The sequence below is a fragment of the Streptomyces huasconensis genome (genome assembly GCF_021028635.1).
Classification (GTDB): Bacteria; Actinomycetota; Actinomycetes; order Streptomycetales; family Streptomycetaceae; genus Streptomyces; species Streptomyces huasconensis.
Genome location: NZ_CP086119.1, coordinates 1,475,524 through 1,496,454, shown reverse-complemented (window position 1 = coordinate 1,496,454; position 20,931 = coordinate 1,475,524). Strand labels below are relative to the sequence as shown.

At 72.5% G+C, this 20,931-nt stretch carries 21 protein-coding genes; 10 read left to right on the top strand and 11 right to left on the bottom strand.

Features of this window, described 5'->3' with window-relative positions; all coding sequences use genetic code 11:
- Positions 1–3 precede the first annotated feature (3 nt).
- Together J2N69_RS06705 and J2N69_RS06700 are read right to left on the bottom strand one after the other, a co-directional pair.
- Complete coding sequence (locus J2N69_RS06705; protein WP_230899915.1) at positions 4–1,269, bottom strand: serine-threonine protein kinase; 1,266 nt, start codon at positions 1,267–1,269, stop codon at positions 4–6.
- A 48-nt stretch (positions 1,270–1,317) separates the two neighbouring features.
- Positions 1,318–2,646 (bottom strand): MFS transporter, encoded by a 1,329-nt coding sequence (locus J2N69_RS06700; protein WP_230899914.1) that lies wholly within the window; start codon positions 2,644–2,646, stop codon positions 1,318–1,320.
- A 229-nt stretch (positions 2,647–2,875) separates the two neighbouring features.
- On the opposite strand from J2N69_RS06700, the gene J2N69_RS06695 reads away from it, so the two are divergent.
- The 3 genes from J2N69_RS06695 to J2N69_RS06685 are packed head-to-tail and all read left to right on the top strand — an operon-like array spanning position 2,876 to position 5,931.
- Entirely contained in the window at positions 2,876–3,631 is a 756-nt protein-coding gene (locus J2N69_RS06695) for an SDR family oxidoreductase (RefSeq protein ID WP_408056878.1), read from the top strand.
- Positions 3,628–5,316, top strand: coding sequence for a class I adenylate-forming enzyme family protein (locus J2N69_RS06690; protein WP_230899912.1), 1,689 nt, complete (start codon positions 3,628–3,630; stop codon positions 5,314–5,316). Before J2N69_RS06695 ends, J2N69_RS06690 begins: the two co-directional genes overlap by 4 nt.
- 21 nt (positions 5,317–5,337) lie before the next feature.
- On the top strand, positions 5,338–5,931 hold the full coding sequence (locus J2N69_RS06685) for a TetR/AcrR family transcriptional regulator (protein ID WP_230899911.1): 594 nt from the start codon (positions 5,338–5,340) through the stop codon (positions 5,929–5,931).
- A gap of 273 nt (positions 5,932–6,204) precedes the next feature.
- Here J2N69_RS06685 and J2N69_RS06680 read toward each other — a convergent pair whose 3' ends face one another.
- From J2N69_RS06680 to J2N69_RS06670, 3 genes are all read right to left on the bottom strand, one after another.
- Positions 6,205–7,425 carry an acyl-CoA dehydrogenase family protein gene (locus J2N69_RS06680; protein WP_230899910.1) on the bottom strand — a complete coding sequence of 407 codons (1,221 nt, stop codon included), beginning with the start codon at positions 7,423–7,425 and terminating at the stop codon, positions 6,205–6,207.
- A 9-nt stretch (positions 7,426–7,434) separates the two neighbouring features.
- Complete coding sequence (locus tag J2N69_RS06675; RefSeq protein WP_230899909.1) at positions 7,435–8,463, bottom strand: phosphotransferase family protein; 1,029 nt, start codon at positions 8,461–8,463, stop codon at positions 7,435–7,437.
- 160 nt (positions 8,464–8,623) lie between these two features.
- Positions 8,624–8,920 (bottom strand): hypothetical protein, encoded by a 297-nt coding sequence (locus tag J2N69_RS06670; RefSeq protein WP_230899908.1) that lies wholly within the window; start codon positions 8,918–8,920, stop codon positions 8,624–8,626.
- A 158-nt stretch (positions 8,921–9,078) separates the two neighbouring features.
- Here J2N69_RS06670 and J2N69_RS06665 point away from each other — a divergent pair, with 158 nt between their 5' ends.
- Entirely contained in the window at positions 9,079–10,014 is a 936-nt protein-coding gene (locus J2N69_RS06665; RefSeq protein ID WP_230899907.1) for an NADP-dependent oxidoreductase, read from the top strand.
- A gap of 40 nt (positions 10,015–10,054) precedes the next feature.
- On the opposite strand, the gene J2N69_RS06660 is transcribed toward J2N69_RS06665, so the two are convergent.
- From J2N69_RS06660 to J2N69_RS06650, 3 genes are read right to left on the bottom strand one after another with little or no spacing between them, the layout of a single operon-like run.
- Positions 10,055–10,378: a DUF202 domain-containing protein gene (locus J2N69_RS06660; protein WP_230899906.1), complete on the bottom strand. Its 324-nt coding sequence runs from the start codon at positions 10,376–10,378 to the stop codon at positions 10,055–10,057.
- Complete coding sequence (locus tag J2N69_RS06655) at positions 10,375–10,767, bottom strand: YidH family protein (RefSeq protein ID WP_230899905.1); 393 nt, start codon at positions 10,765–10,767, stop codon at positions 10,375–10,377. The genes J2N69_RS06660 and J2N69_RS06655 overlap by 4 nt, the downstream gene beginning before the upstream one ends.
- Positions 10,768–10,804: 37 nt before the next feature.
- The gene (locus tag J2N69_RS06650; protein ID WP_230899904.1) at positions 10,805–11,341 is read right to left on the bottom strand and encodes an NUDIX hydrolase; all 537 of its coding nucleotides are present in this window, start codon (positions 11,339–11,341) and stop codon (positions 10,805–10,807) included.
- A gap of 163 nt (positions 11,342–11,504) precedes the next feature.
- Between J2N69_RS06650 and J2N69_RS06645 the strand changes: the two genes are divergently transcribed.
- From J2N69_RS06645 to J2N69_RS06635, 3 genes are all read left to right on the top strand, one after another.
- The gene (locus tag J2N69_RS06645) at positions 11,505–13,160 is read left to right on the top strand and encodes an FAD-binding dehydrogenase (RefSeq protein ID WP_230899903.1); all 1,656 of its coding nucleotides are present in this window, start codon (positions 11,505–11,507) and stop codon (positions 13,158–13,160) included.
- Between the two features lie 169 nt (positions 13,161–13,329).
- On the top strand, positions 13,330–14,295 hold the full coding sequence (locus tag J2N69_RS06640; protein WP_230899902.1) for a hypothetical protein: 966 nt from the start codon (positions 13,330–13,332) through the stop codon (positions 14,293–14,295).
- Positions 14,296–14,364: 69 nt separating this feature from the next.
- Positions 14,365–15,930 carry an APC family permease gene (locus tag J2N69_RS06635; protein ID WP_230899901.1) on the top strand — a complete coding sequence of 522 codons (1,566 nt, stop codon included), beginning with the start codon at positions 14,365–14,367 and terminating at the stop codon, positions 15,928–15,930.
- A gap of 204 nt (positions 15,931–16,134) precedes the next feature.
- Here the strand turns inward: J2N69_RS06635 and J2N69_RS06630 are convergent, their stop codons facing one another.
- Together J2N69_RS06630 and J2N69_RS06625 are read right to left on the bottom strand one after the other, a co-directional pair.
- Positions 16,135–17,532 carry a GntT/GntP/DsdX family permease gene (locus J2N69_RS06630; RefSeq protein ID WP_230899900.1) on the bottom strand — a complete coding sequence of 466 codons (1,398 nt, stop codon included), beginning with the start codon at positions 17,530–17,532 and terminating at the stop codon, positions 16,135–16,137.
- A 109-nt stretch (positions 17,533–17,641) separates the two neighbouring features.
- Positions 17,642–18,157, bottom strand: a complete 516-nt coding sequence (locus J2N69_RS06625) for a gluconokinase (protein WP_230904609.1) — start codon at positions 18,155–18,157, stop codon at positions 17,642–17,644.
- A 153-nt stretch (positions 18,158–18,310) separates the two neighbouring features.
- Between J2N69_RS06625 and J2N69_RS06620 the strand changes: the two genes are divergently transcribed.
- Both J2N69_RS06620 and J2N69_RS06615 read left to right on the top strand, forming a co-directional pair.
- Positions 18,311–19,012 (top strand): FadR/GntR family transcriptional regulator, encoded by a 702-nt coding sequence (locus J2N69_RS06620; protein WP_127911628.1) that lies wholly within the window; start codon positions 18,311–18,313, stop codon positions 19,010–19,012.
- Positions 19,013–19,049: 37 nt separating this feature from the next.
- On the top strand, positions 19,050–19,451 hold the full coding sequence (locus J2N69_RS06615; protein WP_408056681.1) for a YchJ family protein: 402 nt from the start codon (positions 19,050–19,052) through the stop codon (positions 19,449–19,451).
- Here the strand turns inward: J2N69_RS06615 and J2N69_RS06610 are convergent.
- A complete protein-coding gene (locus J2N69_RS06610; protein WP_230899898.1) occupies positions 19,441–20,430 on the bottom strand; it encodes a GlxA family transcriptional regulator in 990 nt (329 codons plus the stop codon). The two genes, J2N69_RS06615 and J2N69_RS06610, sit on opposite strands and share 11 nt — an antisense overlap.
- Before the next feature lie 52 nt (positions 20,431–20,482).
- Here J2N69_RS06610 and J2N69_RS06605 point away from each other — a divergent pair, with 52 nt between their 5' ends.
- Positions 20,483–20,908, top strand: coding sequence for a cupin domain-containing protein (locus J2N69_RS06605; RefSeq protein ID WP_230899897.1), 426 nt, complete (start codon positions 20,483–20,485; stop codon positions 20,906–20,908).
- The last annotated feature ends 23 nt before the right edge of the window (positions 20,909–20,931 follow it).

Below are 20,931 nucleotides of genomic sequence, written 5' to 3'. Positions count from 1 at the left end.
CCGTCAGGCCGACGGAATCCGCCCGGCGGCGAACACGGCGCGCGCCAGCTCCTCATGGCATACGTCGCTGTGCGCGCCGCAGGGCGGTCCGCCGCGCCGCACCACCGACGACGCGTCCACGCTCACACACCCCGTGGCGGGCAGCCTCTCGCCGAGCCGGACGCGCCGGGCGCCCTCCACCGCCCGGATGCCGTCGTAGCCGACGGCGCCCCACCGGTCCCACAGGTTCAGAAAGCTCGTGGAGTCACCGGCCAGCTTCGACGCCAGGGGGTAGAACCGTCCCAGGGCGTCGTCGTGGCGCGAGTGGCAGGAGACCAGCGGGCCGTCGATCCGCCGCTGCACACCGCGCAGGGCGCCGCCGCGCGACCTGTCGTGCGGCAGCCGGTCGGCGAACGCGTAGTGCGAGAAGGCCCCTTGGAGCAACGTCACCGACTTCACCGTACGCACGCCGGCGGGCATGCCGCGCAGCGCGTACGAGACGAGCCGGGCGCCGAAGCTGTGGCCGATCAGGTGCACCCTGATGCCGGGCGCGTGGGCGGCGAGCAGGCCGATGGCGGGGCCCAGGCCCAGCTGGCCCACGGCGCCCGAGCGGCGCTTCATCGCGTAGTAGGTGCCCTGCCGCAGCAGCTCGTGGGCGCCGTCCCACACCCGGCCGCGCAGCTCGCTGAGGAGTTCGGCCTGTCCGTCGTCCGCGCGGGCCGCCGCGAGCACCTCGCAGACCTGGACGGCGTCGTCGGTGAGCATGGCGGGCTCACCCGCCCCGGTGTCCTCGCCGAGGTGGCGGGCCGGGCTCGTCTCACGCAGGGAGACCAGCTCACGGACGTGCCGCCCGAACTCGTAGAGGCGGGAGGGGACGTCCGAACGCTCCGCGAGCAGTTCGGCGATCCGGTCGAGCGTCGGGCCGTGGTCGGGGAAGGCGCGGTCGAGCGCCCGCCGGGTGGCCGCGTCGAGCCCGGGGCCGCCCGGCGGCGCGGGAGCGGCGGGCGCCGCCGAGGGCTCGAAGTCGGGGATCGGTTCGTCGGGGAAGCGGATGGCGGGCCACAGCACGCCGACGTAGCCGAGGCGCACCTGCGGCGCGGCCAGGCGCCGGCAGGGGGCGAAGAAGCGCCGGTACAGCGAGCGGGCGCTCTCCTTGTCGTTGTTCCAGCCGTGCGCGAAGACGAGCAGATCGGAGACGCGTCCGCGTTCCGCGCCGGACAGCAGCTCCTCGCGCCGCGCGGTGTCGGCGTCGCCGTCGGCGTCGAAGGTCAACTCCCAGTAGGGCTTCACGCCCGTATGGTCCTGCCGCTTCGGCCACCTGGCCATACTCCGCGCACGTCAGGTCAGTTCGCGCTCCCGGGTCTCCGGCAGCGCGAGAACGCACACCAGCGACACGACCGCCATCGCGCTCACGTACCAGCCCACCGAGGAGGAGCCGAACGCCGCCTGCAACCGGGTCGCCACCAGCGGCGACACCGCGCCGCCGAGCACCCCGCCGAGGTTGTAGGCGAGCGAGGCGCCCGAGTAGCGGACGTTTGTGCCGAACAGCTCGGGCAGGTAGGCGCCCATCGGGCCGTAGACCACGCCCATGCAGAACAGGGCCCCGCCGAGCGCGAGCGCGATCAGCACCGGCTGCCCGGTGTCCAGGAGCGGGAAGAGCACGAACCCCCACACCGCCGAGAGCCCCGCCCCCGCGAGGACGAGCTTGCGCCGCCCGTCGCCGTCGGAGCGCGTCGCGGCGAGCCAGGTGCCGGCCGCGAGGAAGACACAGGCCACGAGGGACAGGCCCAGCATGGTGGTGCGGGGGACGTCCAGGGTGCCGGTGGCGTAGGCGAGGCAGTAGGTCGTCGCGGTGTAGAAGAGGCCGTACGCGACGACCATGCCGCCCGCGCCGAGCAGCAGTTCGCGCGGGTGGCGGCGGAGCACGTCGAGGGCGGGGGCCTTGCTGGCCTCCCGCGCCGCCATGGCCTTCGCGAAGACCGGGGTCTCGCTGATGCGCAGCCGCACGAAGAGGCCGACGCCGACGAGCAGGAAGGAGAGCAGGAACGGCACGCGCCAGCCCCAGCCGCGGAAGGCGTCGTCGGAGAGCACGGACGACAGCAGCCAGAAGACACCGGTCGCCGCGAAGAACCCGACCGAGGGCCCGAGTTGGGGGAAGGCGGCGTACAGCCCGCGCTTCTTCCGCGGCGCGTGCTCCACGGCGAGCAGCGCCGCCCCGCCCCACTCGCCGCCGAGCCCGATGCCCTGGAGGAAGCGGAGCAGGATCAACAGCAGCGGAGCCCAGACGCCGAGGGTGCCGTAGCCGGGGAGGAGACCGACGAGGGCGGTCGAGAGGCCCATCAGGAGCAGCGAGGCCACCAGGACGGACTTGCGGCCCACCCGGTCACCGAAGTGACCGAAGATCACCGAGCCGATGGGCCGCGCCGCGAACGCCACCGCGTACGTGGAGAACGACGCGAGCGTGGCGTTGACGGGGTCCAGCGTCGGGAAGAACGCCTGGTTCAGGACGAGGGCGGCCGCCGTGCCGTAGATGTAGAAGTCGTAGAACTCGATGGCCGTCCCGATGAAGGAGGCCACGGCCACCCGGCGGAGGGTCTCCGGGCTGCCGTCGGCGCTCTGCGCGTCGTGGACCTGCTGGGTGTCTGCTGCTGTCGTTTCGCTCCGCACGAGCGGCACTCTCATGGTGGATGCAGGGGCCAGTCAATAGCTGGGACGGCTCGTCTCGGCTGCTGAGACCCGAGGTCTCCGGGGTGTGCTCCACCCGCGGCCGCACCCCTTCCGCCATCACATACCGACTGGTTAGTCTGCCGTGTCAGGCGGGCCGCGCGAGGTGTGGTCGAATCGTGGTCGAGTCCGTGGTCGATTCCGACGTCGAAGGAGACCGGTCGTGGAGACCCTGCGGGACAAGGGAGTTGTCGTCACCGGCGCCGGGGGCGGGATCGGGTCCGCGCTCGCCCGCCGCTTCGCCGCCGAGGGCGCGCGCGTCGTCGTCAACGACCTGGACGGAGCCAAGGCGCGGGCCGTCGCCGACGAGGTGGGCGGCGTCGCCGTTCCCGGCGACGCCTCGCTGATCGTGCCGCGGGCCACCGAGGCACTCGGCGGCACGGTCGACGTGTACTGCGCCAACGCCGGGCTCGGCTCCGGCGGCAGCGAGGCCGCGCCCGAGGAGGTCTGGGCCGCGGCCTGGGACGTCAACGTCATGGCGCACGTACGGGCGGCGCAGGCGCTGCTGCCCGGCTGGCTGGAGCGCGGCGGCGGACGCTTCGTCTCCACCGTCTCCGCGGCCGGACTGCTCACCATGATCGGCGCCGCGCCGTACAGCGTGACCAAGCACGGCGCGTACGCCTTCGCCGAGTGGCTCTCGCTCACCTACCGCCACCGGGGCCTCAAGGTCCACGCGATCTGCCCGCAGGGCGTGCGCACCGACATGCTCGCCGCCACCGGCAGCGCGGGCGACCTCGTCCTCACGCCCACCGCGATCGAACCGGAGGACGTCGCCGACGCGCTCTTCGCGGGCATGGCCGAGGACCGCTTCCTGATCCTGCCGCACCCGGAGGTCGCCGCGTACTACGAGGCGCGCGCCGCCACCCCCGACAAGTGGCTGACCGGCATGAACAGCATCCAGCAGAAGTGGGAGGCGACGCAGCGGTGACCGACTCCTCCACGGACGCGAACGGCTCGATCTACGCGGCCAAACCCTGGCTCGCCCGCCTCAACGACGCCCAGCGCACCCCCGTCACCCCCGCCCCCTCCGTGCTGCACGCCTTCCGCGCCGCCGTCGAAAGGGCCCCGGAACACACCGCCCTCACCTACTTCGACGGGCGCCTCGACTACCGCGCAACGGACGCCCTCAGCGACTCCGTCGCCGGGCACCTGGCCGCCCGTGGCGTCGCGCGGGGCGACCGCGTCGCGATCCTCCTCCAGAACACCCCGCACTTCGTGCTCGCCCTCCTCGGCGCCTGGAAGGCGGGCGCCACCGTCGTGCCCGTCAACCCCATGTACAAGTCGGCGGAGGTCGCCCACGTCCTCGCCGACGCCGACGTGACCGCGCTGATCTGCGCGGACCGCGCCTGGGAGACGTATCTGCGCGCCACGGCGGCGGACTCCTCCGTACGCGTCGTGCTCACCGCCTGTCAGCTCGACCTCCAGACCAGGAACGACCCCCGCGTCCTGGACTTCGAGCGCCTGCCGGTGCCCGACGACGCCGACGACCTGCTGGCGGTCGCGCGCCAGGGCCTGCCCGCCCCCGCCGGCCGCGAACCCGGCCCCTCGGACGTGGCGCTGATCAGCTACACGTCCGGCACCAGCGGCACCCCCAAGGGCGCCATGAACACCCACGGCAACATCACCTACAACGCCGAGCGCCAGCGCACCGGCTCCGGCATCCCCGAAGGCGCCTGCTACTTCGCGCTGGCGCCGCTCTTCCACATCACCGGCATGGTCGCGCAGCTCGCGGGGTGCATCGCCAAAGCGGGCACGCTCGCCCTCACCTACCGCTTCGAGGCCGGGGTCGTCCTCGACGCCTTCGCCGAGCACCGCCCCGCGTACACCGTCGGTCCCTCCACGGCGTTCATGGCGCTCGCCGCCCACCCGTCGGCGACCCGCGCCCACTTCGACTCCTTCGTGCTGATCTCCTCGGGCGGCGCGCCCCTGCCCCCGGCCCTGGTGGAGAAGTTCCGCGCCGCCTTCGGCCCCTACCTCCACAACGGCTACGGCCTCACCGAGTGCACCGCGCCCTGCGCCTCCGTGCCGCCGGGCAAGGAGGCGCCCGTCGACCCGTTCTCGGGCACCCTCGCCGTCGGCGTCCCGGGTCCCGAGACGGTCGTACGCATCCTGGACGACGCGGGCCAGGAGGTCCCCTTCGGCGAGCACGGCGAGATCGTCGTCAGCGGACCCCAGGTCGTCCCCGGCTACTGGCGTCGCCCCGACGCCACCGCCCGCGCCTTCCCCGGCGGTGAACTGCGCACCGGCGACATCGGGTTCATGGACCCGGCCGGCTGGCTCTACGTCGTCGACCGCAAGAAGGACATGATCAACGCCTCCGGTTTCAAGGTCTGGCCCCGCGAGGTCGAGGACGTCCTGTACGCGCACCCCGCGGTGCGCGAGGCGGCCGTCGTCGGCGTGCCCGACAGCTACCGCGGCGAGAGCGTCAAGGCGTACGTCAGCCTCCGTCCGGGCAGCGGCGCCGCGCCCGAGGAGCTGACGGAGTACTGCAAGGAGCGGCTGGCCGCGTACAAGTACCCGCGCGAGGTCGAGATCCTGCCGGAACTGCCGAAGACCACAAGTGGGAAGATCCTCCGACGGGAACTGTGTTCCCGCCCACAGGACAGTCAGTGACACGAAAGGCAGGTGGCGGCAGTGGCCAGGACGACGGACGGTGACGGCACGCCCGTCCCGCAGCGGCTGCTGGCCGCCGCCACCCGGCTCTTCGCCGACCAGGGCTATGACCGCACCTCGGTGCAGGAGATCGTGGAGGCGGCCGGCGTCACCAAGGGCGCGCTCTACCACTACTTCGGCTCCAAGGACGACCTGCTCCACGAGGTGTACGCCCGGATGCTCCGTGTCCAGCAGGAGCGGCTGGACGCCATCGCGGACGCGGACGCCCCCGTCGAGCGGCGGGTCCGCGACGCCGCCGCGGACGTCGTGGTCACCACTATCGACAACCTCGACGACGCCTCGATCTTCTTCCGCTCCATGCACCACCTCGGCGCCGAGAAGAACAAGCAGGTGCGCGCCGAGCGGCGCCGCTACCACGAGCGCTTCCGGGCCCTGATCGAGGAGGGCCAGGAGTCGGGCGTCTTCTCCACGGCGACCCCGGCGGACCTGGTGGTGGACTACCACTTCGGCTCCGTCCACCACCTCTCCACGTGGTACCGCCCCGACGGCCCCCTGACACCCCAACAGGTGGCGGACCACCTGGCGGATCTGCTCCTACGGGCCCTACGCCCTTAGGCGCGCCCCAAAGGGCCGCGAGGAACTGCGCGAGCAACGAGCCACGGCAGACGCACCCGCGCCCCGAAGGGGGCGCGGGGAACTGCGCGATCAACCAGCCACGACCCGCACCCGCCACAAAACCCGCCACGGCAGACGCAACGGCGCCCCGAAGGGGGCGCGGGGAACTGCGCGATCAACCAGCCACGACCCCGCACCCGCCACAAAACCCGCCACGGCAGACGCCCCCGCGCCCCGGCGCCCCCCCGCACAATCCCCCGCCCCCCAGCGGAGCTACACGTACCGCTTCAACTCCCGCCGCGCCAACGACCGCTGATGCACCTCATCCGGCCCATCGGCCAACCGCAGCGTCCGCGCCGCCGCCCACAACTCCGCCAGCGGAAAGTCCTGGCTCACCCCACCCGCGCCATGCAACTGCACGGCCCGGTCGAGGATGTCGACCACCGCACGCGGCGTGGCGATCTTGATGGCCTGGATCTCCGTGTGGGCCCCGCGGTTGCCCACCGTGTCCATCAGCCAGGCCGTCTTCAGGACAAGCAGCCGCACCTGCTCCACGGCGACCCGCGCGTCCGCGATCCACTCCTGGACGACACCCTGCTGGGCCAGCGGCTTGCCGAACGCCGTACGCGCCACCGCCCGCCGGCACATCAGCTCGATCGCCCGCTCGGCCATGCCGATGAGCCGCATGCAGTGGTGGATGCGGCCGGGGCCGAGCCGCGCCTGGGCGATGGCGAAGCCGCCGCCCTCCTCACCGATCAGATTCGCCGCGGGCACCCGCACGCCGTCGAAGACGACCTCCGCGTGACCCCCGTGGTAGTGGTCCTTGTACCCGTACACCCGCATGGCGCGCCGGACTTCGAGGCCCGGGGTGTCGCGCGGGACGAGCACCATGGACTGCTGGCGGCGCGGGTCGGCGCCGTCCGGGTCCGTCTTGCCCATCACGATGAAGATCTCGCAGTCGGGGTTCATCGCCCCGGAGATGTACCACTTGCGGCCCGAGATGACGTACTCCGAGCCGTCCGCCGACCGCTCGATGCGGGTCGTGATGTTCGTGGCGTCCGATGACGCCACCTCCGGTTCGGTCATCGCGAACGCCGAGCGGATCTCCCCGGCGAGCAGCGGCTCCAGCCACCGCTTCTTCTGCTCGTCGCTGCCGAACTGCGCGAGCACCTCCATGTTGCCGGTGTCCGGCGCCGCGCAGTTCAGTGCGGTCGGCGCCAACTGCGGGGAGCGGCCGGTGATCTCGGCGAGCGGCGCGTACTGGAGGTTGGTGAGCCCCGCGCCGTGTTCCGTGTCGGGGAGGAACAGGTTCCACAGGCCCTGCCTGCGGGCCTCGGCCTTCAGCTCCTCGACCACGGGCGGGGTCTGCCACGGCGAGGCGAGGGCGGCGCGCTGCTCGTCGGCGACGGCCTCGGCCGGGTACACGTGCTCGTCCATGAAGGCGAGCAGCTTCGCGCGCAGCTCTTCGGTGCGGGCGTCGTATGCGAAGTCCATGGCGCTGTCTCAGCCTTCCTGTCCCTGGAGCGTGCGGCGGCCGTGCTCGATGAAGACCGGCACCAGCTCGCCGATCCGGTCGAAGCCCGCGCCGACGGTCTGGCCGAGCGTGTAGCGGTAGTGGATGCCCTCCAGGATCACGGCGAGCTTGAACCACGCGAAGGCGGTGTACCAGGAGACCGCGGAGACGTCGCGCCCCGAGCGCGCGGCGTACCGTTCGATCAGCTCGGCCGGGTCGGGGTGGCCGGGCGCGCCCGCCGTGGTGCTGACGGGAGAGTCGGGCACCTCCAGCCTCGCGCTGTACATCACAAGGAGGCCGAGGTCGGTGAGCGGATCGCCGAGCGTGGACATCTCCCAGTCGAGGATGGCCTTGATCCGGTCGTCGTCGCCGATCAGGACGTTGTCCAGGCGGTAGTCGCCGTGGACGACGGCCGGCGCGGGCGAGGCGGGCAGGGAGCGCCCGAGCGCCGCGTGCAGCTCGTCGATGCCGGCGAGGTCGCGGTTGCGGGACGCGTCCAGCTGCTTGCCCCAGCGGCGCAGCTGCCGGTCGAGGAAGCCGTCGGGGCGCCCGAAGTCGCCGAGGCCGACCGCCGCCGGGTCCACGGCGTGCAGGTCGACGAGGGTGTCGACGAGGCCGAGCACCGCGGCGCGGGTGCGCTCGGGGCCGAGCGGCGCCAGCTCCTCCGCGGTGCGGTACGGCGTGCCGTCCACGAACTCCATCACGTAGAAGGGCGCGCCGATGACGCTGTCGTCGTCACAGAGCAGCAGTGGTGCGGGCACCGGCACGTTCGTGGGGTGCAGCGCCTCGATCACCCGGTGCTCGCGCCTCATGTCGTGCGCGGTGGCCAGCACGTGGCCGAGCGGGGGCCGCCGCACGACCCAGCGCGCGGCGCCGTCGGTCACGGCGTACGTGAGGTTGGACCGGCCGCCCTCGATGAGCCGGGCGGTGAGCGGTCCGCCCACCAGGCCCGGCCGCTCGCGGTCGAGGTGGCCGCGCAACTGGTCGAGGTCGAGGCCCGGCGGATGGTCTGCGCTCATCTTCGCTCCTGATCGGCGTGGTGGTGGCGTGCCACCCCATGATGCCGACCAGTCGGTATGCCGTCCAGAGCGAAGCCGTCCCCTGAGGGCCGGAGCGAAGAGGCCCCCCTGAGGGTGAGGGATGCCCCCCAAGGGGTGCCGAGCCGGGCTGGCGCCCGGACTAGTGGTCGTCCCAGTGCCCGTCGTGGGCGGCGTGCCGGTGTCCGTCGTGCACGTAGTCGACGTGGTCGCCGTGGAGGACGGAGTCGTGGCCGCAGCCGTCGCCGTGCTGGTGGTCATGGCCCTGGTGGGCGACGTGGCCGGTCGGCTCGCACTCGTCGTAGTGGTCGGTGTGGCGGCGGTGCAGGTGGCCGTCGTGCGCGTAGTCGACGTGGTCGCCGTGCGGCACCTCGGGATGGCCGCAGGCCGGGCCGTGGATGTGGTCGTGCACCGGGTGTTCGTGATGGAGCGTGGTCATGACGCGCACCTTCTGTGACTTCCGGGGAGGCTGACCCTCTCAGGCTAGCCCTCGATGCCCCGTTTATTCCTTTATGTCAGTCTGGCGATGTTTCCCCGACCTCCGCGCAGGTGACCCGTGCGGGTGTTCAGTGAAAGCGACCCGACGAAGGCGACCTCATGAAGGCGATCAGCTACAACGGCTACGGCGGCCCCGACGTCCTCCAGTACGGCGAGGTGCGCGACCCCAAGGTCGGCCCCGACTCCGTTCTCGTGAAGGTGCGGGCCGCGGCCGTCAACCCCGTCGACTGGAAGTGCCGCGAGGGCCACCTCGACGGCCTCCTCGACCCCGTCTTCCCCGCGATCCCGGGCTGGGACGTCGCCGGGGTGGTGGTCCGGCCGGGCGCCTCCGCCCCGGAGTTCAAGGCCGGCGACGAGGTCATCGGGTACGTACGCGAGGACTTCCTCTCCCGCGGCACCTTCGCGGAGTACGTCGCCGCGCCCGTGCGCACCCTCGCCCCCAAGCCGCGCAACCTCAGCTTCGAGGAGGCCGCGGGGCTGCCGCTGGCCGGGCTCACCGCCTACCAGGTGATGGTCAAGGCGCTCCAGGTCAAGGACGGCGACACCGTCCTCGTACACGCGGCGGCCGGCGGCGTCGGCTCCCTCGCGGTGCAGCTGGGGCGGCACGCGGGCGCCCGCGTCATCGGCACGGCCAGCGAGCGCAACCACGACTACCTGCGGGAGCTGGGCGCCGAGCCCGTGACGTACGGGGACGGGCTGACCGAACGGGTCCGCGCGCTCGCCCCCGACGGTGTCGACGCCGCCTTCGACACCATCGGCGGCGACACCCTCAAGGCGTCCGCCGAACTCCTCACGAGCGGCGGCCGGCTGGCGTCCATCGCGGACGGCGAGGTGCTCGGTCTCGGCGGCCACTACTGCTTCGTCCGCCCCGACGCCGTGGACCTGCTGCGGCTGACGGAGCTGGCGGAGCAGGGCGTCGTCACGGTCCACGTCGACGAGACGTTCCCCCTGGAGCGGGCCGCCGACGCCCACCGGCTGAGCGAGAAGGGCCGCACCCGCGGCAAGATCGTCGTCACGGTGGACCACAAGGACTGACCCGCCGCCCGGGCCGCCACCGACCGGGTTCCGGCCGCCGTCAGACCACCATCGCCGCCGCGCACCCGGCCAGCGCCACGGTGCACAGCGCCGCCGTCCACGCGCCCCGCACGGCCAGCGTCCGCGGGCGCCGGGCGGTCAGCGCGAGCATCCTGCGGTGGGCGACCGCGAGGAAGCCGAGCCAGAGCAGCAGGCACAGGGCGCAGGCCAGGACGCCGGTGGTGGTCGGGCCCCGGTGGAGCACCGCACGGGCGGCGAGGACCGCCGCGACCGTCCAGGACAGCGTCGTGCGCCGCCACGCGAGCCGCGTGCGCTCCGGCTGGAGGCCGGGGTCGCGCGCCGGCTCGGGGCCGGGCCCGCTCACCCCTCCCACCCGAAGAGCACGACCACCACCATGGCGAGCGCCACCACCGCGACGACCAGGCTCAGCACCGTCGGGAAGCGGCCGACCGGCAGGTCCTCGCCGCGCCGCATGGCCCGTTCGCACCGCACCCAGTGGTTGACCGCCCGCAGCGAGCACAGGACGCCCGCCGCGAGCAGCGCGAGCGCGAGACCGATCCGCCAGCCCCAGCGCAGGTCCGGCAGGAACTGGTCCACGGCGAAGCCGCCGCCGATCAGCGCGAGCGCGGTGCGCAGCCAGGCCAGGAAGGTGCGTTCGTTGGCGAGCGAGAAGCGGTAGTCGGGGGTGTCGCCCTCCTCACGGATGTGTTCGGGGGCGAACCACAGCCTCAGACTCCGTACGAAATTGCTCACCGCCGCACCATAAGCCGTGCTCACAGGGGCGGGGTGATCAGCTCGCGCGGAAGGCCCGCAGCCGGTGGTGGGCGGCGAGCCCGTCCGGCACCCACTCCCACTCCGTCAGCCGCCGCTCCAACTCGTCGTCGGTGAGGAAGGCGTGCCAGGCGACCTCCTCGGCCTGCGGGTTCACCGGCGTCTCGCAGCGCACTTCGTAGAGGTACGCCCACCAGGACTTCCCCGCGCCGTCGTCGAAGAGGAAGGTGAACAGCGGGGTCGGGCGCGGCAGCTCCCGGACCCCCAGCTCCTCCTTGGCCTCGCGCAGGGCGGCGTCGTCACAGGACTCCCCGGCCCCGACCACGCCGCCCACGAACATGTCGTACAGGGAGGGGAAGACCAGCTTCGTCGCGGTGCGGCGGTGCACGAAGACCCGCCCCTCGGCATCGCGCACCTGGATGAACACACAGCGGTGGCACAGCCCGCGCGCGTACACCTCGCCGCGCGGGGCCTCGCCGATGACCTCGTCGTTCTCGTCGACGACGGCCAGGATCTCGTCACGGGGGTCGGGCAGCGGCCCGCGGTCGGTCGTCATGCCGCCATCCAACCTCACCGGCCCATGCCGTGGTTCACCGCGGGCCCGGTGCCGCCCCTGCCGATCAACTTCCCCCGTCCGGCCTGTTGACGTGCGGCATCGGGCTGCCCAGGATCTGACCCACCGGTAACTTCGCGGGCCCCTGTCGAGGAGGACGACCCCTATGGCGTACGACGCAGACGTGATCGTGATCGGGGCGGGGCTCGCCGGACTCGCGGCCACCGCGGAACTCGTCGACGCGGGACGCCGGGTCGTCCTCCTCGACCAGGAGCCCGAGCAGTCCCTCGGCGGCCAGGCCCACTGGTCCTTCGGCGGGCTCTTCTTCGTGGACTCGCCCGAGCAGCGGCGGCTGCGCATCAAGGACTCCCACGCCCTCGCCCTCCAGGACTGGATGGGCACCGCCGCGTTCGACCGCCCGGAGGACCACTGGCCGCGCAAGTGGGCCGAGGCGTACGTCGACTTCGCGGCCGGCGAGAAGCGGTCCTGGCTGCACGGGCAGGGCGTACGGTTCTTCCCCGTCGTCGGCTGGGCCGAGCGCGGCGGGTACGACGCGCAGGGCCACGGCAACTCCGTGCCCCGTTTCCACATCACCTGGGGGACGGGCCCGGGGCTGCTCGCGCCGTTCGTCCGGCGCGTGCGCGCGGGAGTGGCGCGCGGCCTCGTCGAGCTGCGGTTCCGCCACCGCGTCACCGGCCTCGGGCGCAGCGCGGGCACCGTCGACACCGTCACCGGCGAGATCCTCGAACCCTCCGGCGTCGAGCGGGGCAGGGCCAGCAGCCGCGAGGTGACGGGCACCTTCGAACTGCGCGCCCAGGCGGTCATCGTGACCTCGGGCGGCATCGGTGGCAACCACGACCTCGTCCGCGCCAACTGGCCGGAACGGCTCGGCGCCCCGCCCCAGAAGATGATCTGCGGGGTGCCCGCGCACGTGGACGGCGAGATGCTCGGCATCACCGAGGCCGCCGGGGCGCACCTCATCAACCGCGACCGCATGTGGCACTACACCGAGGGCATCGAGAACTGGAACCCCATCTGGGAGCGGCACGGCATCCGCATCCTGCCCGGCCCCTCGTCCCTGTGGCTGGACGCGCGCGGCGACCGGCTGCCCGTGCCCCTCTTCCCCGGCTTCGACACCCTCGGCACGCTGCACCACATCATGAGCACCGGCTACGACCACACGTGGTTCGTGCTCAACCAGCGCGTCATCGGCAAGGAGTTCACCCTCAGCGGCTCCGAGCAGAACCCCGACCTGACCGGCAAGTCGGTGCGCGGCGTCATCGACCGCGCGCGGGCCGACGTGCCCGGCCCCGTCAAGGCGTTCATGGACCACGGCGTCGACTTCGTGGTGGAGAAGGACCTCGGCGCGCTGGTGCGCGGCATGAACGCGCTGACCAAGGAGCCGCTCATCGACGAGGCCGCCCTGCGCCGCGCCCTCGCCGCGCGCGACCGCGAGATCGCCAACCCCTTCACCAAGGACCTCCAGGTCACGGCCATCCGCGGCGCCCGCAAGTTTCTCGGCGACCGCCTCATCCGGGCCGTCGCCCCGCACCGCCTCCTGGACCCCAAGGCCGGTCCCCTCATCGCCGTACGCCTCAACATCCTCACCCGCAAGACACTCGGCGGCCTGGAGACCGACCTCTCCTCCCGCGTCCTGACCGAGGGCGGCGAACCGCTCCCGGGCGTCTACGCGGCCGGTGAGGCGGCCGGTTTCGGCGGCGGGGGAGTGCACGGCTACCGCTCGCTGGAAGGCACCTTCCTCGGCGGCTGCCTCTTCTCGGGACGCGCGGCGGGCCGTGCCGCGGCCCGCGACGTGAGTTGAGCAGCTCTTTACCCGGGACGGTTCTCCCAGGTGACGGGCGAAGTCCGCAGAACGGGCGACGAGTTGACGGAGGAGGAAAGGGGAGGCCGGCCTTGACGTGGACCAGCCCCTACCGCTTTGCTGTGCGTGATCATCCGTACACGAGCCGCGCCGGGGAGGAAGTCCCGCGGTGTCACCACCCCCACCCCCACTGGGCCGTTCCCGCAAGAAAAGGGCCGCGGCGCACGCCTTCGACGCCGCACTCGGCGACACCGGACTCGTGGACGCCCGGGCCGCCCTGGCCCAGGGCCGCTGGACCGAGGTTCGCGCGCTGCTCGCCGCCACCGGCGACGACTGGGACCGCAGGGGCCACCGCTTCGACGTCCTCGCACAGGAACCCACCACCACCGCCTGGGCCCGTGACTGGCGCCTCGTGGAACCGGAGAGCTACGACGCGGAGGTGCTCCTCGCCTTCGCCACCGTGCACAAGGCGCTGCGCGGCAAGGAGCGTTCGGACCGGGCGCGCGCCCTGTGCCGCGAGGCTGCCGGGCGTGTCCCCGCCGACCCGACGCCCTGGCTCGCGCTGCTCCTGCTGGAACGCTCGCTGGGCCGCGAGGAGGACGTCGTACGCCTCTTCGACGAGGTCCGCCACCGTCACCCCGAGCACCACCACGCCCACCACCTGATGGTCGCCCGCCTCGCCGAGCGGCGGCCGGGAGCCGGACAGGACCCCCTGCACGAGGTCTACGACTTCGCCTCCTGGGCGGCCGAACAGGCGCCCCCCGACTCGCCGTTGGCGATTCTCCCGGTCGTCGCGCACGCCGAGCGCTACCGCGTCCTCGCCACCGCGGGCATGGAACCGGCCGACCCCATGGCGGGCACGCACTGGACCGGGCAGCGCGCCCGCGGCGTCATGAAGGCCGCCTTCGACTGGTGGCTGGAGTGGGAGACACCCGCCGAGCGGGCCCATCCGCGCTGCCACGTCGACCTCAACTTCCTCGCCCACGCGAAGTCCTGCGAGGGCAGGGCCGCCGAGGCCGCCGTGCTCTTCCACCGCATCGGACGGCACGCGACCCCGGCCCCCTGGTCGTACCCGGACCGCGACCCGCACGAAGCGTTCACCGCCGCGCGCGCCACCGCGCTCGGCTCCGCCTGAGCACTGGGCCACGCGTCCGACGCAGGGCGCACGCCTGAACATCCGTACCCCCGAAAGGACGACCGCGCCATGGCGACGGGCAGTTCGAGCACGAACGGCACCAGATCCCGCAGCGAACCGACGGGTGACAACGGGATCAGCACGTACAAGGGACAGGAGCGCGCGCTGCGCGCGGGCCGCCTCGGCACGGCGGGGCTCCTGCTCTCCGTGCTCGCCGCGACCGGGCCGCTGATGGTCGTCGCCGGCGTCATGCCCACCACGTACGGCGTGATGGGCGTCGTCGGACAGCCCCTGCTCTTCCTCATCCTCGGCGTCGTCCTCGCGCTGTTCAGCTTCGGCTACGCCGAGATGAGCCGCCATGTGCACAACGCCGGCGCCTTCTACGCCTACATATCCCGCGGCCTCGGCGGCACCGCGGGCGCCGGGGCCGCGCTGGTCGCGCTCGTCGCCTACAGCGCGCTCCAGGCAGGCCTGTACGGCATGCTCGGCTTCGAGGTGTCCGGGCTGCTCCAGACGTACTTCGAGGTCGAGGTCGCCTGGTGGCTCCCGGCGCTGGTCGCCGTCGCCGCCGTCGCCGTGCTGGCCTGGCTGAAGATCGACCTGAACGCGCGCGTGCTCGGCGTGCTGCTGCTCATCGAGGTCGCGCTCGTCGTCATCTTCGACATCGCGGCCGTCGCCGACCCGGCCAAGGAAGGGCTCTCGCTGGAGGCCTTCCACCTCGACACGCTCTCCGGCGCGGGCGTCGCCACCTCCCTGTGCTTCTGCATCGCCGCCTTCACCGGCTTCGAACAGGCCCCCGTGTACGCCGAGGAGACCAGCCGCCCGCAGGTCGTCGTCGCCCGCGTGATGTTCTTCGCCGTCGGCTTCGTCGCCGTCTTCTTCGCCCTCAGCTCCTGGGCGCTCACCGTCGCCGCGGGGCCCTCGGGTATCGTCCCGGCCGCGCGGGAGCAGAGCGCGGGGCTGCTGTTCCACCTCACCGAGTCCCGGCTCGGCGGCACCTTCACCGACGTGCTCCACGTGCTCTTCGTGACCGGCATGTTCGCCGCGGTCCTCAGCTTCCACAACGTGGTCGCGCGGTACGCCTTCGCGATGGGCCGCGAAGGGCTGCTGCCCGCCGCGTTCGGCCGCACCAACACCGCGACCGGCGCCCCGGGCACCGGCTCGCTGCTGCAGACCGTCGTCTCCGTGGTGGTCGTCGTGGGCTTCGCCGTCGCCGACGACGGCAAGGCGGGCGACCCGACGGCGCCCGTGCTTCACCTGTTCACCTGGGGCGGCAACATCGGCGCGCTCGGCGTGATCCTGCTGATGGCGACCGCGTCCGTGGCCGTCATCGTCTTCTTCGCCCGCCGCGGCGCCGCCCGCGCCCAGGCCTGGCGGATCGCCGCCTCCGCGCTCGCCGCGGTCGCCCTGCTCGCCATCGCGGCGTACACCGTCAAGGACTTCGACGTCCTGGTGGGCGCGGGCCCGGACTCGGCGCTCAGCTGGGTGCTGCCCGGCATCATCGTCCTGGCGGCGGCCATCGGCGTGGCCCACGGGGCGATCCTGCGCTCCCGCGACCCCGAGGCGCATGCCCGCATCGGCCTGGGCAACGAGGCGTTCCAGCTGGAGAAGGCGTCTTCCTCGCCGGGGGCGTGACGGTCGCTCCCGGTTCGGTTCGGCTCGGCTCGGTTCGGATCGGTTCGGCCCGTCTCCGGCTCCGCCGAGTTTGTCCTCAAGCGCCGGACGGGGCTTGATCGTTCGTGGCCGCGCCGACGATTCCGGCGCGGCCACGAGATCTTCGGCGGGAGCCCCCGGGACGGCTTCGGAACTAACCCCGGGACGGTTCCGGAGCCCCGGCGGCTAGATGATCAGGGAGAGCAGCAGGACCAGGCCTCCCGCGACCACCGAGATGATCGTCTCCATCACCGACCACGTCTTGATCGTCTGGCCGACGTCCAGGCCGAAGTACTCCTTGACCAGCCAGAACCCGGCGTCGTTGACGTGCGAGAAGAACAGCGAACCCGCGCCGATGGCCAGTACGAGCAGCGCCGTGTGCGAGGTCGACATGTCGGCGGCCAGCGGCGCGACGAGGCCCGCCGCCGAGATCGTCGCGACCGTCGCCGAACCCGTCGCGAGCCGGATCGCCACCGCGATCAGCCAGGCGAGCAGCAGTGCGGGAATCGACCAGTCCTCTGAGAAGTCCAGGATCATCTGGCCCACGCCGACGTCGATGAGCGTCTGCTTGAAGCCGCCGCCCGCGCCCACGATCATCAGGACGCCCGCGATCGGGGCGAGCGACTTCTCGACGGTCGTCGACAGGCGGTCCTTGGTGAAGCCGGCCGCGCGGCCCAGCGTGAACATCCCGACGATCACCGCGGCCAGCAGCGCGATCAGCGGCGAGCCTATGACGTCGAAGACCCGCTGCACGGTGGCCTCGGGGTCGTCGACCACGATGTCCACCAGCGCCTTGGCCAGCATCAGCACGACGGGCAGCAGCACGGTGGCCACCGTGACGCCGAAGCCCGGCCGCTTCTCCAGGTCCTCCGACGGGCGCTGCGGAATCATCTTCTCGGGCGCCGGTACGTCCACCCAGCGCGCCGCGTACTTCGAGAACAGCGGCCCCGCGATGATCACCGTAGGGATCGCGACAAGAACGCCGAGCGCCAGGGTTACCCCGAGGTTGGCCTCGACCGCGTCGATGGCGACGAGCGGGCCGGGGTGCGGCGGGATGAGGCCGTGCATCACGGAGAGACCGGCCAGCGCCGGGATGCCGATCCGCATCAGCGAGTAGTTGCCGCGCTTGGCGACCATCAGGACGACCGGGATCAGCAGCACGATGCCGACCTCGAAGAAGAGCGGCAGCCCGATGACGGAGGCGATGAGCACCATCGCCCACGGCATCGCGCGCCCGCCCGCCTTGGCGAGGATCGTGTCGACGATCTGGTCGGCACCCCCGGAGTCGGCGAGCAGCTTGCCGAGGATCGCGCCGAGCGCGATCAGCACACCCACGCCCGCTACGGTCGACCCGAGGCCGGCCGTGAAACTGGCGATGGCCTTGTCGAGCGGCGCGCCCGCGAAGGCGCCGAGCGCGAGCGACCCGACGGTCAGCGCGAGGAACGCGTGCAGCTTGAACTTGGTGATGAGCAGGACGATGACGGCGATGCCCGCGAGGACGGCGATCCCCAGCTGGGCATGGCCCGCCGAGGTGATCGGCCCGGCGGGGTCCGCTGCCAGCATCTCGACGCTGAGATGGGTCACGGTGCTTTCCTTGTACGGGGGGTAGGTGAAGCGCCCCGAGTTGGGGCGCGGGGAACTGCGCGACCAGCCACATCCGGCCCGCAGACAAAGGGTGAGTCGGCCCAGTGATTCAGGCGAGCCGGCTCAGGGCCTCGACGGCCCGTTCGGCGATCTCCTCCGGGCTCCCCGACACATCCACGGCGACCCCCGCCTCATCCGCGCCGAGAGGCTGCAACGTGGCGAACTGCGAGTCCAGCAGCGCCGTGGGCATGAAGTGCCCCTTGCGCTGCCTCATCCGGTCCTCGATGAGCTTCCGGTCGCCGGTGAGGTGGACGAAGACGACGCCGGGCGCGGCGGCCCGCAGCCGGTCCCGGTAACTCCGCTTCAGCGCCGAGCTGCTGACCACACCGCCGCGCCCCTCCCGCCCGTGCGCCCAGGCGCCGATGGCGTCCAGCCAGGGCCACCGGTCGTCGTCGGTGAGCGGCGTGCCCGAGGACATCTTCTCGACGTTCTGAGGCGGGTGGAAGTCGTCGCCCTCGGCGTACGGGACGCCGAGCCGGTCCGCGAGCAGGGGGCCGATCGTCGTCTTGCCGGTCCCTGCCACGCCCATGATCACGACGACGTGGGGGGTGTGCTGCTGCCGCATCGTGCTCTCGCTGTCTTCATCGACATCGGTCGGTTCGGTCGGTTCGGTCGGTTCGTTCACGTCACTGAAACTCATTAGGTATGACGAATTCAAGAGGCTGTGACATAAAAGTCTGACTTATTGTCCACGGGCGCCTCCTCGTAGGCTTTCGGCATGACCGCACAGGCCCGAGGGCTGCACTCCCGCGTACTGGAAAGCCTCGGGCCCGCCATCACCGCGGGCGAGTACCCGCCGGGCAGCGTTCTGCGCACGGACGAGCTGGCCCAGCGCTTCGAGGTGTCCCGCTCCGTCATGCGGGAAGCGGTCCGGGTCCTGGAGTCCATGCACCTCGTCGCGTCCCGACGGCGGGTCGGGGTGACGGTACTGCCCACCGAGGAGTGGAACGTCTACGACCCGCAGGTCATCCGGTGGCGTCTCGCGGGCGCCGACCGGCCGCGGCAGCTGCGCTCCCTCACCGTGCTGCGCTCCGCGATCGAACCCGTGGCCGCCGGACTCGCCGCCCGGCACGCCACCGCCGCCCAGTGCGCGGAGCTGACCGAGTGCGCGCTCGGCATGGTCGCCCACTCGCGCGGCCACCAGCTGGAGGGCTACCTCCGGCACGACGTCGCCTTCCACCGGGTCATCCTCAACGCCTCCGGCAACGAGATGTTCGCCCGCCTCGGCGACGTCGTCGCCGAGGTGCTCACGGGCCGCACCGCCCACCAGGTCATGTTCGAGGACCCCGACCCGCCCGCCGTCTCCCTGCACGTCCAGGTCGCGGAGGCGGTCAGGGAGGGCGACGCGGCCCGCGCGGAGGCGCTGACCCGGCAGATCGCGCTGGGCGCGCTCGAAGAGCTGGACATCCTGGCGCCCTGACGCCACATGCGCCGAGGGGTCGGCGACAATGGACGCCATGTCCCGACGCGCCGCACGCCCCACGCCCTGCCCCTGCGGGCACCCCGAGCCGTACGAGAAGTGCTGCGGCCGCCTGCACCGGGGCGAGGCCGCCGCCGCCACCCCCGAGGAGCTGATGCGCTCCCGCTACAGCGCCTTCGCGGTGGGGGACGAGCCCTACCTCCTGCGCACCTGGCACCCGAGGACCCGGCCGCCCCGCGTCGAGTTCGACCCGGCGCTGCGCTGGGTGGGCCTGGACATCGAGGAGACCACGGAGGGCACCGCCTTCCACACCACGGGCACGGTCACCTTCCGGGCGCACTACACCGACGGCGGCCGCCCCGAGGTCCTGCACGAACACAGCCGCTTCGAGCGCGTCGACGGCGCCTGGGTGTACGTCGACGGCAGCTTCATCGCCTGAACCTGCGCCGGTAGTCGGAGGGGCTCAGCCCCGTCTCGCGGCGCACTTTGGCCCGCAGGTTCGCGGCGGTGCCGAGGCCGCTGCGCCGCGCGACCACGTCCAGCCGCTCCTCGCCGCGCTCGATGAGCCGGCAGGCCAGGGCCACGCGCTCCCCGGTGAGCCAAGCCAGCGGGGTGGTGCCCAACTGGGCGCGGAAGCGTCGGTGCAGGGTCGCGGAGCTGAGTCCGGCGCGGGCCGCGAGACCGGCCACCGTGAGGGGCTCGTCCAGCCGCTCCTGCGCCCACGCCAGCAACGGGGCGAGGGACGCGTCCCGTATCTGCGGGACCGGCCGCTCCACGAACTGCCGCTGCCCGCCGTCCCGGTGCGCCGCGAAGACGAGGCGCCTGCTCACCGCGTTGGCGACCTCGGCGCCGAAGTCCTTGCGGACGATGTGCAGCGCCAGGTCGAGCGCGGCCGCGCTGCCCGCCGCGGTGAGGATGTCGCCGTCGTCGACGAAGAGCACGTCCGGTTCGAGCCGCACGGCCGGGAACCGCTCCCGGAAGGAGGGCGCCCACTGCCAGTGCGTGGTGGCCGGGCGCCCGTCGAGGACGCCTGACTCGGCGAGCGCGAAGGCGCCGGTGCAGAAGCTCATGAGCCGGGCGCCGCGCGCATGGGCCCGCCGGATGGCGTCCAGTACGTCAGGGGCGCGCGGCACGGTGTTGTCCGGCCGGCCCGGCATGATCAGCGTGTCCGCGCTCTCCACGGCGTCGAGTCCGGGCACCCCGGTGAGGGTGAAGAACCCGTGGTTCATGCGGATGCCCGGCTTCGGGGTGCACAGGACGATCTCGTACAGGGCGCCGGGCAGGCCGAGTTCGGGCCGTGGCAGGCCGAACACCTCCGTGGCGGCGCCGACTTCGAAGGGGTTGGTCCCTTCGTCGACGACGACCACGACCCGGTGGGGTGACCGCCGCGCGGCCGGTTGCGAGGATTCTTGCGCCATGTGCGGTTTCTAGCACTCGTGGCCGAGGCCCGTCACGCCGCAAGATCACCTCATGAACAGCGAACGCACCGACAACACCACCTCACACGGCGGGCCCATCGCCCTCGACGAGGCCCTCGCCTCCTTCGACGCCCTGTGGAGCCCTCGCATCGTCACCACCGTCAACGACTACGACGTACGCGTGGCCAAGGTCGAGGGCGAGCACCTCTGGCACGTCCACGACGACACCGACGAGTTCTTCCTCGTGCTCGGCGGCGAACTCCACATCGGCCTGCGCGGACCGGAGGGGGAGCGCACCGTCACCCTGCCGCAGGGCTCGGTCTTCACGGTCCCGCGCGGCACCGAACACAAGCCGTCCGCCCCGCACGGGGCACGCATCCTGCTCTTCGAGCCCACCGGCACCTCGACCGTCGGGGACCGCCACGAGCAGGTCCCGGACCACGTGGACGCGACGACGGGGCACGCGCTGTCCGTGTAGACCCCCCCGGGTGGCCTCGCCCG